The sequence below is a fragment of the Bacteroides bouchesdurhonensis genome (assembly GCF_900155865.1).
Classification (GTDB): Bacteria; Bacteroidota; Bacteroidia; order Bacteroidales; family Bacteroidaceae; genus Bacteroides; species Bacteroides bouchesdurhonensis.
In genome coordinates, this window is sequence record NZ_LT707006.1 from 2664035 (window position 1) to 2677167 (window position 13133).

Below are 13133 nucleotides of genomic sequence, written 5' to 3' on the forward strand. Positions count from 1 at the left end.
ATAATCAATTTGATATAAAATCAATAGTTCCTTCTTTCATGTATTCCGCTATCTGTCTGAATACATCCCCTGCCATCAGTCCACCACTTGCGGGCAATCCTTTCTTGTTCATAGTGACAATTACAGAATATTTCGGATGATCGGCAGGAAAGTAACCGCAAAATTCTACGGCATAGCTATCGTCTATAAAGCGAGCTGTCCCCGTAGCTCCTGCCACCCTTATGTGGTATGCAGCAACCCTGACTCTTGTATGTACTTTTCGAGATACGGAATACTGATACATGTAATGATCTTCTTATCATCGGAAGCTCTCAGATATCCATCCTTCGTCATAGTTTTTTCTTAAAGGTTCTTATTAGAAGAAATATCAAAGCTACAGCTACTACTATGTCAATGGTATTCCAAAGAACCCTTCCGAGTGCAACTTTGAAGAATGGCTGAAACAAAAGAGCTAATCCAGCAAATAAGAACCCAAGTCCCTCTCTTTTATTTTTAAAATAGTCATATGACAGATAAACAAATGTACCTGTCGCTGCAAATCTCACTAGTTCATAGAAGCCATATGGCATATCTGCTAAGCAAAGAATTAGCATTATGGCGATTATAAGTTTCAATATCGGTTTCATGTGGATTTATTCTATATATGGTTTGACAACATCTATACTCCAAGCATAATTTAAATTAGCTTGAGAACCATCAGCAAAAGAACCGGAAGTGATGCCAATGGCTTCTCCATACTCATTGATTAGTGCACCGCCACTACTTCCGTGATCAATAAGTGCGCTTATTTGCATTAAATTATCTGCACGCCATTGTGAAACTTCTCCTGAAGAGAAAGTGTTTTCCAATCCTCGTGGACTACCGATTGCATAGACTTTATCTCCAATTTTAGGTTTAGATTTTGCTATCGGAATGTAATTTGTATTTTGGCAGTTTACCTTAAATACGATAAAATCCTCTTTTTCACTTTTATGAAGGACTTTTGCTACAGAATACGATTTATTACTGCCAGCCAACTTTATCTGTTCTTTACCAATGGTAGTCCCTTTAAATACGTGATAGTTACTAACGGCAAGTCCATCGTTACTCACAAAGAAACCTGAGCCTTGATACCCATTATTGCCATCACTCGTAAAAATCATAAATACAGCATTACCATATCTATCGAAAACTTGAGAACCTTCTATTTTATGATTAGAACGTTTGCTATTTCCCCTTTTTTGACTTGATGACGTTCGTCTTTCTCGAACTTCTTTTGTAGGAGAACCATCTCTATTACTTTCGGTTACTATTTCGGTTGATCTAAACCGCTCTCTTTGATTTCTTGCAGATTTACGGCAGCTAATGAAAGTGACGCAACAGAAAACAATTAGTAATACTGATATTTTTTTCATACTAGTTAATAACCCCCGGCTTGGGTAAAATATGTATTAGAAATCTTTGATTTTTAGTATTAGAAGCATTATCAGGATATGCTCTTAAAGCACCTTCTGTGCCACTACCACAGACTAACACTTCACAATTTTGTCGCTTTAAATCCAAATGGCGGTTAATTTGAAAATAGCGATACAAAGACAAAGCCCTTTGGTAACTCAAATCAAAATTTCCAGTATATCCATCATTGGAGGCTTGACCTTCAATAATTAACAAATACTTTACCGACTCACCATACTCTTCTTCTGCATGCTTTAGGAATTGATCTATTGCTAAGCCTGCGCTATATAGTTCTTCTCTTTTTTCTAGTGGAATATGAGTAATTTCAGATTGACCTATTGGGAATGAGACATCAATCTTTAGCACATGTTTCTTATGCAGTTCATTGTACTCAAACCATTTACTATCAATATTTTGTATGCTATTTTCAATATTATGAATCTTATCGATTTCTGCTTGAGTTGCAATTTGTAAATCATTTGCTTTTTTGAGTGCTTGTCCCATTGCAATAATCGCTACAACAAAGAGTACAAGCAATGTAAAGAACAAGCTAGTCATCAAATCTGAATAGCTTGTCCAAAACAAAGATTTCTTATTTCCTTTTGCCATACATGTTAGATTTTAATATCAAACACTTGGACGCAAAGCATAGCAAGAAGCATAATAAATGAACCACAAACGCCAACAGCAATAGCTACATTCATCCAATTACGCTTAGTATTTCCTTTAGAATCCAATGGTGTACCAATAGAACTTGCTAGAGTTTGAATCGCATTACCTTGTTCATCAATCTTTTGTTGCTGAGTTAGTATTGTTTGATTCAGTTTCTCCATTACTTTAGCCAACTCGTTCATTTGACTTGGCACATTTGCGAATTGTAACTTTAATGATTCGCGCTGAGTTGAGATCTCATTTTCAAGCAATTCCTTTTGTGTAGCTAACATTTCTTTGATTGCTGTGTTCTGAGTTTCAAAAGTACTTGATATGCTCTCAATGCCTTGACGAGATTGTTCTCCTACCTCTTTAAATGTATCCTTTAGTCCACCAAATGGGTCATTAATTTCTGCTATCTTATTATTAATAGCTACACGTTGATCTTCAAGCGCTTTTGAAAGACTCTCTTGTTGTTCTTCAATCAATGCTTGAACTTGTTGATTTTGCTTTTGGAAAACCTCAGTCAAATTAGAGATACTTCCAGCTAGACTTGTTCCTAAATTATCCAAGGCGTCTTGAACAACAGAGTCCAGACCAGACATCTGTTGTCTCATCATTCCTTGTCTGTCTTGAACATATTCAATCTCACTCTTGAAATAACTACCTAATTCTTCAGAAAGACGAGTCCTGTCCTCAATATCACCCAAGCGTGAATTCAACTTAACTACCTGAGCTATATATTCTTCTGAATTTCCAAGATGTTCAAAAAGGCGTTCCAACTCTTCTGTACACCCTTGCAGCTTATCATATACTTCTACATTAGCTTTAGCAATCTTAGCAATCTTTATTTTATCAATAGCATCAAGTAATTTTACTTGATTATCATAATTGTCAGTTACTTGAGATAAGGTTTCCTTTAATTCTTTGGTATTTTCAGCAAAAGTACTATTAAAATTATTTAAGTCATTTGCCATTTTTGTAAGTGCACCGGTAAGGTCATCTGACATATTAGGCATAACTTTTGTCTGAATCCAAGACAGAAATTTGTTCTTCATCTTAAGCATCTCACCTCGTGCCTCCTTGTACTTTGAGGTAGAAATAGCTGCAAACATGACACCAAGAAAGCTTGCAATCATAGCAATACCAATATCAGTCAGAAGAGTTTTAATTCCTTCGACCTGAATATTAGTACCTGTCAATAAAGTTCCAAGGTCTGTCCAAGCAAAAGATACAACTCCAATTGCGGCACCTAAAATTGTAGCCATAAGGCCAAGATAAAGGGGGGTCGATAACATTGTATCAACATCTTCCTCTATTCTTTGGGAATCTCTTTCAACTATCTCCTTGATTATCTGATAATCTGCAGACGTATTCTTATTTTCATTTAGATACCCATTAATATCATACAAAGTTCCTTCAAATTCTGCATGATTAAGAGAGCATTCTATTGTGTTACTTCCTTTATGTAATGACAATGTATTTGTATTAGGGAACAATGCTCTAAGTTTACCAATAATTGACAGGTTCTTAAAGAATGCAATTACCTGAAGGACAACGATAAATGCTACGACAATCGCTACTATATAATATTGAACAGACATAGTTTATTGCTTAATTAATGAAATAACCGCTTTCTTTTCTACTTGAAATGATCCCATCATCAGTTTTGCTTCTCCAATAGAAATAATCTGGATTGTATTGGCACCTTCCATTTGATTTTGGATGTTACAATACGGAATGAGATATCGATTAACATCTGATATGGCTTTAATCATAGGACCATCGTCAGTATTAATTGTATATTTGTAAATACTGCCACTTTTGCTTGCCCAATATAGAGAATCAGACGAAATCATGCTCTCTTCTAGTGTACCATTTTCTGATACTTCAAAATAGATTTTCTCGGAAGGATCATCAGAGCCGAAACTAAGAGAATAGCTTTCCAGCATCTTCCTAAGACGAGAAATTTCTTTGTCCTTGTCGGTTAGATTTTTGTTATATTCTTTTTTAAATGTTTCTAACTGGCTTTTGGCCTCTTCTTCAATTTTTTCTTTCTCATCAAGAGCTTTTAATAAATCACTCTCAAGTTCGTTGTTTTTTTTGTTTTCTTCATCGAATTTCTTTGTTTGCTCTTCTAATGATTGCTGAAGCTTTTCAATCTCGGCACCCTTATCTGAAAGCAGTTTTTGGTTCTTTTCATTCTCTTTTTGATGCATTTGAATTTCTTTTTCAAGCTCCTTAATTTTATCGATGAGTTCTTGGTTATTTCTACTATTACCAGCCAAATTTCCTGTAAGATAGGACGATTTATTATAATATGTCTCTTTGAACCCACTCATACAAGGCTGGTTGAGAATGAACTCTAATGCACGCTGCATGTCAGAAGAATTCTGCGGCTCTACTTTTATATTGACTTCAAACATAACTTAACAATATTGGATTATAACTTTTGTGAGAACTTGAAAGTCACTAGACAAGCTCCCAGGCTTCTTCACATTTACACTCTTTGCTTGGTCTGGATCAATTCCGTTTGTTTGAACTTCACAGAAAGGATCAATAACGCTAGTTCGGTTATTAATAGCTTTACCTGTCTTTGCACAACAAAATTCAAAAGCATAAATGCCATTGCTTTTCCACGCTCTATACATGGCAACATCAGCAGATTGAGCTATTGACAACTTTCCTCCATCAACAGCTTTAAGCCAAATATATTCACGAGTTTCTGCTTGCTTATTGGCAACTTTGTTATTATTATCTTTTGGCTTCACAGTGTTGGGTAACATAGAATTAGTACCCTGTTCACGAAAAGCATTCTTTTTAACACCTCCTGTTGTAGAGTTTGATTGTACTTTTCGTGAATTACTCAATTGACTTTCAAGGACGTGTATACGATTCTTTAACTGTACAATTTCATCTTCTATTTTCGTGTAATCTTTTTTTAGTTTGTTGAATGAAAAACTATTGTCGCAATCCATATCAGAATGACTATATGCATAATTAGTGTGTGCTTTATAGATTGCATATAGACTAAATAAAATGGCGATACCACAAAGTATCAAAATCAAATATATGTCTGGAAAGCCACTAATTAGATTATGATGTATGGATTCATTTAAGCTATTACTTAGATCTCTTGTTGATGTTTCTAGACAATTCACCTTTGAAGTCAATTCCTCAAAAATAGAATCTTGCTTAACCTTGATACTATCTTGGGCAAAAAGAGTATTGTTAAAGCTGTATGCAAGCAGATGAAACAAAAACAAGCCGCTTCTTCTCTTTGAATTATTCATTTTCACAAACTCTATTACTTAAATCATTAATTACACCAATTATCGGATAGAAGAATAGAGTCTCTTCTAACTTATCATCAAGACTGACATCACTAGTATCCAATTTCAAACGAACACCTTTCTCTACATATGTAGACAGGTTCTCGTTGAAACACTTTGCTGCTAAATCAAGATGCTGCTTATCAATACCAAACTCGTTACTTAACGAAAACCCCTGAATACGTGCTAGTTTCAAAGCAATAAAGTTAAAATAGGCTCTTACGTCTTTAACAACATCATCATACATTGTCTGTGCATCAGCATATGTTTCTGATTCACACAGTAAGTTCCTTGAAACTCCTAAAAGAATACTCTTCGCGGATTCTATATTAGTTGGTTCGTGGCTCAAGAACAAACCACCCTTACAAGTAGCTTCCTTTGGGTTCTCAGAATTTAGTATCAGCTTAATATCCTTATCAATATCAGAATCATACACCAACTTAAAAATGTGCCTTGTTAGCTTCTCAAGAGAAGATTTATTAGGACTTAGAACAGATACTACTTTCGAACCATTACCACTAAACGCTATATTCGCGGGAACTTCTAATCCCTTTGCTTTCATGAGATGAGCCAAGTGATAAATAATAGAAGTATAGAAGATGAAGAATACTATCTTTTGGCTTCCATTACGCATTAAATACGCATTAAAATCAACTGCATCACTCATAGACTTTGCTTTAATCTTTTCGTTATCAGCAAGAGAAAACAAGAAAGATGCAACCTCAGAAGAATTACCATAGTTATTAGCAGTCTTTTGGATGAGCATTTTCTGTAATTCCTCTTCACCTTCAAGTTTTGAAATGAAATCATCTTTACATTGTCTGATAATACCGTTTAGTTCTCCATTTTGAACGCTAACTAAGCTATTACCAAAGATTGCATCAGCAGCAAATCTCATGGATGATATACACTTTACACCATTTGTATCCGCAACAACAATGTCTGTTGTACCCCCGCCTATATCAATTGTAACGATATTAGTCACATCAGATCTGGTTTTTTGGAAGAATGAATATGGAGCAACAGATTCTGTTATAGAAGTTGGAACTCCGGTTTGATTAAAGTATTTTTTATACGCAGCTGTCCACAAACGCTCAAATAGTCCTTTCTTGAAGGCAGACATACTTATTGGATAAAACCATTTAATTTGCGTTTGCTGTATACTAGCTCCTTCTTGAACTACTTTTGTACGTATCATCATAAACAAAGATTCGATATAACATTTTATTCTTTGCTCATTAGTGGGACTAGCTTGACTCCACTTTAAGTTAGGGACGTACTCATTGTACTTTGTGCCTACTATTTTTTGATTATACATAAATGCAGGAGATGCATTGCCAAATGGCTCATATGCTCCAATTCCAGTGCCATTACGTCCGGAATTTACTTTATCAATGCAAAGGACAGTGCGCATGGGAAAATGACAATTAGCGTTCACACCTATAGATTCAGGAATAAACTCACCTCTGATATGATCCATAACCACCGCACTATCTGTTGAAAAAAGCAGACTGAACTGTGGCTGGTCGCTATTAAATTCAAATGGCTTAGGTAGTTGGTCATCACCTGAAGAGTACTCTATATGTGTGTTCGATGTTCCTAAGTCAATGGCAAATGTCAACGAGGCGGCACCTGCACGTTGTTTAAACTTGGGTATTAACAATCCACTGCCTACTCTTTCTTTTCCAGATTCTGAAACTAAAGAAACTCTTGCAAAATCAAAAGTTTTTCCGTCCAACAAGTACACTTTTGAACTTAGTTCTTCTTGAATGTCCACATTTCTAGTAACATAATCTGGTACAAACTTACCAGCAATATTAGTATAACAAACACAAGTGCAGTCTTTATTTACAGAATGATCGGAAAGAATAACGATTCTATAATGTGCATCAGCCTCTTGAGCAAATTTTACAGGAGGAAATACACCTATTGCTAAATCCTCATCAGGAACAACAATTGCACCCTTATTGTTCTGCTCATCTGCTTTAACATCAAGAGTATATATTCGCTTATATTCTACTTCTCCAGCCTTAATAGGTACACGGAGTGATACTTCAACTCCGGAAGCTACTTGCTTAATTTCAAAAGCCTTTTTACCTGATGGAGCCAAGCCCGTTAAATAATCAGATGTAAAGTAATCAAAGAAAGTATCCTTTATTGGGAACAAATAACCTTCAACATTGCCATTTGAACTCTGATAGTTGCCATCAAAATAGTCTGCTTTATTAATAGCAGAAGGGAGCTTTACAATTTTATCTTCAAGGAAGTCGCTGATAGTTAAATAAGGATGCTGGATATTAATGCCAGGCAGACGCCGTTGCGCAAGAGGCAAAGCATCATAATATGGTACATCAAAACTTCTACCAAATTTAGAACCATAGTACTCCATGTTTTCATAAGCGTTTCCTCTGACAACAGGAAGAACTAACGGTAATGTTTCTGTCGATTTCAGAGCTTGTAATTCAAAATCAGAGTTTCCTGTGACAACAGCTCTTTTGCAATGGAATGAAACTCCATTGATTTCGACATCAAAAGATGTTGTAGTATTAATATTGACACTAAGAGCTTCATAAGTCTTATCTACGAAGTTTTTTGTACCAGGAATTATTGAAATACACTGATTTTGGATGCTATTAATTTCGTTTTTGAGGCTATTATCAAGAACGAAGTAAACAGCATCCATATATTTGGCAACCTCAGGATAATCATTATTAAAGTTCGCATTTGAGTATCTAAATGCAAACATATATTTCAAGAATTCTGGATCTCTTTGGTCAAGAGATGAATAGTTTGAATCAAATGCATAATCAGTACCGAAACATAGCTCCTTTGATATAGCATACTCGTTATTAGCTGTAGAAAAAAATAGTGTTGCAGGTGAAGTAGCCCCAATGATGTGCATCTGTTTCTGTCCTGATCCCTTATATTTAAGAATATACATATTCTTCATTTTCCCAAAGTTGTATGGGTCATTTCCTAAGGCATCTTGCTTGAGGAACATGTCTAATGATCTACCAGCAACTTGGTGATTCGGATTAGGTGACAACAATAGCTTCTGCAATTCTTGATTCATATTCCAAACAACAATGTCAACCTTATCTTGCATGGTTGGATATGAGAAAAATATTTGAGCTACATCCAAGGTGTCAGATACCATTTTATGATAAATTGTATTGCCTGATAGGTGCGATTTTACATCGTCAACAGACATTTGATTTAATGTGCCTGGAATAATCTTACCAAAAGCTTCCTTTACCAATTCTATTCTCGCAAAAGGAGAAGGAATTGAAGTTATCTCGTTTTGCGTAGTTGTAGCATCAGAGATTCCATCAACATACCCATGATTATATGTTGTTGCAGTTGAATTGCTCCAATCGACGATAGTAGTCTTTGTAGCAACAATACCTGCTCTTTTTAATCTGAAAATGTGTCCCATAATTACAATTTAAGTTTGTTTTCACATATTTCCTTAAGCGTAATATAGAATAGCTCAAGAAAAGATTGTAGTGGATTGAGATTAGCGGAGATTTTACCAATGTTATCACTTAGCTTCTTGTCTATATAGTCACAGCCTTTCTTTGACAAAAAGCCATAGTGAGGTGTAATACCTACAACAATATCTAAAGCATCTACAGAAGACTTATCCGGTCTAAATGGTTCAAAAGAAATATGATTTTCTTTCATCTCATTAAGCCATTCTTCAAAGCATTGCTTATATTTGTTGTATGTACTGAAATTGGAAGATCTCCAAAAAGAATCCCCCAAGATAGAACTCTTATCTTTTGCCCATTTCTGTGAAGAACGATGTGAGGCATCACGATTGTTCAGATATGAATTTAAAATCGCCATCATAGACAATGGCTTACGTATTATGTTATTTGTTTCAATTCCAAAGTCAGCAAACATAACACTTTGTGAATCACTTTCAAGACCAAATTCATGAAAATTGGTATTTTTCACAGTGTTCTGTTGAGATTGTTTTCCGGCAAAATCAATAATAGAAAGAGCCGCAAGCATTTCTACCAAATGAGCATTATTTTGTTGATTACCACCACCGTCACAATTATCGTAACCAGCAGCTGAAAAATCATCACCTAAATAATACATATCGTCTAAAGTGTTATTACCGGTGACATTTTTCTCATAATAGTTTAAAGCCGCTTTTGCTTTTGTAATGAAAGAATCTGCTTGGATTGAACTCTTTTTGTCTGTTTTAAGATTAAAATATGGAAGAAGAGAAACTGCTCCAATTGGTGCGTTTGCTAATGCAGTATTGGAATTTGTTCTCATATTCTTTAACAAAAGAGGAAAACCACTTGCACCTGTTCCTCCAAATATCGAACTGATAATAAATACCTTGTCGCCATTAACAAAATTCGTTGCGAAAGTATTGTAGTCTTTTGAGTCGGTGAATTGGTTAAGTACAATACTGCCAATATTAGGATTACCCTTAAAACCGACATTCATATCTGAAGCCAAATTTGCATTAGAAAACAACATTCTCATGATGGCTTGATTTTCTAAAGACATAGTGCTAAGACTCAGATAATTTTCAAATGATATTCCCGAAGTTCCAATCAATGGAAGTAGATAATTGCCATCGTTATTGAGAGCACTTATTGGATTTTTGAAGAATTCATTTTTTTCATTATTGTTAAAACTAAGAGCATTATGAATATTTTCATAAGAGCGCATAATATCAACAGTGCGAACCAAATCACCGTTTGATTGATCCGGATCGACAATCATAGGGACAATTTCGTAATCGGTATGTACACCTGAAGAAAGAAGCATTGTAAGCGATCTTAAAACACGCGACCCCGACCCGCCTATTGCAAAAACATAGAGCTTACTCATATATTATGATATTAAAATTTTTGAAAAGGTACATATTTTGCTGTGCTACCCCATTTTATGATTAGTGATGCAACCACAAAGAAGATAAATGACCAAATCACATTAGTGAAGCTAAACATGGTACAATCCAAATATAACCATTCTTCTGATGGGTCAACTTCATTGTTAATTAATGGTGTCATCGTGTACCATAATGCAAATACAAAATTGATGATAGCATTTATGCCAGAATATACAAACCACCACATAGTTTGCTTGCGCACTGGAGCTAAAACATAGTAGAATATCGCACACACCACAAAAGAACAAATAAGCATAAAAGCACCTATGTGCAGATAACCTGGTATGGTTTCATAGAGATATGAATCAAGTTCTACACTATAGAAGCCATTTGTGTAATAGTAAATCGAGTTAAATAAATCTTCCATATTATTTTAGACTTAAATTAATTGTAAAAATGTTATTGTCTTTATTTTGATAGGCATTGTTTACTCCCTCAATTAGTGATTTTATACCATAAGTTGTACTATCTTTAGGAAGTGAGTTATTTTCAAAATTAGATGTGATAACCCAATTCGGTAATTTTGTTGTATAGCCAATAGTTAAATCACATGCAAAAGGTCGTCGATTAGTTGCAATTGTATAGATATACTGTCCATTACTTTCAGATTTTATATTATCAATATAGTAATCATTAGGTACTATCGTGTATTTTTGAACATCTTTAATTTCCAAGTCAGAAATTATAACCTTTGATAAATCTACTTTTATATCAACCTTGTACAGCTTGTTTTCATAACGGTCTTCTTTCCAATGCTTAACAATTATGTCTTTACCTTTATCAGTCATTCGGGCATTGTTTGTAACAACCTTTGTTGCACATGTTTCCATTGGTTGCAAGAACATTTTTGCTTCATTTTCTAATGTTACTGGCAAGTTAACCACATCTTTAACCTTTCTACTAGGGCCAAAAATCCATAAATAAAGTGGTCGTTTACCTTTATACTTTATCTTACCAGGAAAATAATACCCGTCAAATGACGCTTCGTATTTATATATGGCAATAGATAAATCGTTATATTTATTTATTCCTTTGGTGAAAATCTTGGTGATTTCTGATTTTGCTTTATCTAAATTTCCGAACCTACTTTCAAAACAATAATCGGAAAGAACAATATTTACGGTATTGTCATTAGTGCCCGATAGAATTTGCTCAAGGACCTTATCTATATCTGAATAACTTGAATTACAATTTGTGTAAATCTGGTTGAGCCATGTATTTATGTCACTTTTTTGTGGAATAGTTTCATTATTGATATAGTTCAGCGAAATAGTATCGCCATTTCCTTTGTTTTCCTCTATTCTATCATAAAACTCTTTAAGGATATTACCAGCATCATTTACATTCCCTTTAAAATAACCTTTTACACTACCTGAGTTTTCAACGTAGAAATTATATGTAGTAGGTTCTATCTCTACTTTTTCTATGCATTTGGTATTATATTCACCTTTCGACTCACCACTGCGTGGATTTTTACAGCTAGAACATATCATTAAGTATATGCAACTCAGGCCAATAATAGAACCACGTATCATAACTGACTTTTTCATTTTTATGTTGGCTTATTTAAATATTTTACTCTTTTACAACTTCAAGAAACGCATTAGGAATGTATGCTGTAGCCATAGTTAGCAAACCATCTATAACTATTCCTACTCGCTGCTGTCCTTGATAACGAGCCACAATGCCTGTTACCCCCTTGAATTTCCCTTCAACTATACGAACCGCTTGTCCCTTTTGGAATTTTTGCACCTCATCAGTAGATACAATGATATCATCCGCATCTGCTTTACAGATTATGCGAAGACTCTCTATCTGATTGTCAGGGATAGTCAGTGGCTCCTTCTCGACTTTATTGCCGATGTGGAAGTGACGATAGTAAAAACGAAGATAAGGGAGGTTTACGTTATCGTAAACAAAAGACTTAATTTCTTCTTCTGTGCCATAAGTAAAGAAGAGGTTGGGAATACGCGATTCTTCTACTGTTTTACGTTTACCATCTACAAGTTTAACGGTGAAAAGTGTAGGATAGAAGGCTGTTCCACCTTTACTTATAATATAATCGTATGCTTTCTTTTCTCTTCCGTAAGTGGTACGTAGAGCGTACCAATGAGAATTGTCTGTTTGGGAGGTGGAATGTAATGAGGGGTGGGTTACCGACAGCGCATTTCTGGTGGACACCCCTGTATCTGAGTTCTCCACCATCGTAAGCTTTAGAACTTCGGGGAGGGCATCGGAGGTAAGTCCGGTGCAGGGAGGAACTATATCACCTCCATGAGTGTTTGCATATTTAGATGCAAGTTCATCGATATTCATATCGGTGCTAACTTTATTCTAGACAGAACTCAATTAATAGCACATAAAAAAAGCGTGGAATCGTTCTGCTGTCCGTTCCACGAGTCGAGGCTCTTGCATTGCCTATTGTTGTTGAACAGACAACGTCAGAGCCCACGCCGATATGAATATAGTCTTGCCGTTAAGAGACCTGTATGAACAAAACATTGTGCCCGAAAAGGTACAATTCGTGCTTACAAGGTCTCCACGGGGTTGATATAATCACACCCGGGACATCTACCGTTGCTAAGTTCAAGACAACAATTATGAATTTGCAAGATTCGACTCGTCTTAAACAGAGCGTTAGTAAACGCCTTAAATATGTAATGGACTATTATTATCCCACCCATAGCCCGCTTCATGCAATATTTGCACTTGGCTCGGCGTAGGCGTTTCATTTGTGGCCTTAGAAGAGTACATCTTCAATAGCAACATCTGAAACTTACATAGTCCAAATGCAAATA

Annotated in this window: 11 protein-coding genes and 1 pseudogene; all 12 read right to left on the reverse strand. The window is 35.3% G+C overall.

Annotated elements, in window-relative coordinates; translation table 11 throughout:
• Window positions 1-4 precede the first annotated feature (4 nt).
• A pseudogene (locus CZ225_RS11080) lies at window positions 5-223 on the reverse strand (penicillin-binding transpeptidase domain-containing protein); the annotation flags it as partial.
• A 106-nt stretch (window positions 224-329) separates the two neighbouring features.
• On the reverse strand, window positions 330-626 hold the full coding sequence (locus tag CZ225_RS11085; protein ID WP_077154095.1) for a DUF6804 family protein: 297 nt from the start codon (window positions 624-626) through the stop codon (window positions 330-332).
• Window positions 627-632: 6 nt separating this feature from the next.
• On the reverse strand, window positions 633-1394 hold the full coding sequence (locus CZ225_RS11090; protein ID WP_077154096.1) for a S1C family serine protease: 762 nt from the start codon (window positions 1392-1394) through the stop codon (window positions 633-635).
• Between the two features lies 1 nt (window position 1395).
• Window positions 1396-2043, reverse strand: a complete 648-nt coding sequence (locus tag CZ225_RS11095) for a hypothetical protein (protein WP_077154097.1) — start codon at window positions 2041-2043, stop codon at window positions 1396-1398.
• Window positions 2044-2048: 5 nt separating this feature from the next.
• The gene (locus CZ225_RS11100) at window positions 2049-3689 is read right to left on the reverse strand and encodes a coiled-coil domain-containing protein (RefSeq protein ID WP_077154098.1); all 1641 of its coding nucleotides are present in this window, start codon (window positions 3687-3689) and stop codon (window positions 2049-2051) included.
• Between the two features lie 3 nt (window positions 3690-3692).
• The gene (locus CZ225_RS11105) at window positions 3693-4511 is read right to left on the reverse strand and encodes a hypothetical protein (RefSeq protein ID WP_077154099.1); all 819 of its coding nucleotides are present in this window, start codon (window positions 4509-4511) and stop codon (window positions 3693-3695) included.
• A 3-nt stretch (window positions 4512-4514) separates the two neighbouring features.
• Entirely contained in the window at window positions 4515-5378 is an 864-nt protein-coding gene (locus CZ225_RS11110; RefSeq protein WP_077154100.1) for a hypothetical protein, read from the reverse strand.
• Window positions 5371-8853, reverse strand: a complete 3483-nt coding sequence (locus tag CZ225_RS11115) for a hypothetical protein (RefSeq protein WP_077154101.1) — start codon at window positions 8851-8853, stop codon at window positions 5371-5373. The genes CZ225_RS11110 and CZ225_RS11115 overlap by 8 nt, the downstream gene beginning before the upstream one ends.
• A gap of 2 nt (window positions 8854-8855) precedes the next feature.
• Window positions 8856-10274, reverse strand: a complete 1419-nt coding sequence (locus tag CZ225_RS11120) for a hypothetical protein (protein ID WP_077154102.1) — start codon at window positions 10272-10274, stop codon at window positions 8856-8858.
• 11 nt (window positions 10275-10285) lie between these two features.
• Window positions 10286-10702, reverse strand: a complete 417-nt coding sequence (locus CZ225_RS11125; protein WP_077154103.1) for a hypothetical protein — start codon at window positions 10700-10702, stop codon at window positions 10286-10288.
• Between the two features lies 1 nt (window position 10703).
• Window positions 10704-11885: a hypothetical protein gene (locus tag CZ225_RS11130; RefSeq protein WP_077154104.1), complete on the reverse strand. Its 1182-nt coding sequence runs from the start codon at window positions 11883-11885 to the stop codon at window positions 10704-10706.
• A 25-nt stretch (window positions 11886-11910) separates the two neighbouring features.
• Window positions 11911-12651, reverse strand: coding sequence for a UpxY family transcription antiterminator (locus CZ225_RS11135; protein ID WP_077154105.1), 741 nt, complete (start codon window positions 12649-12651; stop codon window positions 11911-11913).
• Between the last annotated feature and the right edge of the window lie 482 nt (window positions 12652-13133).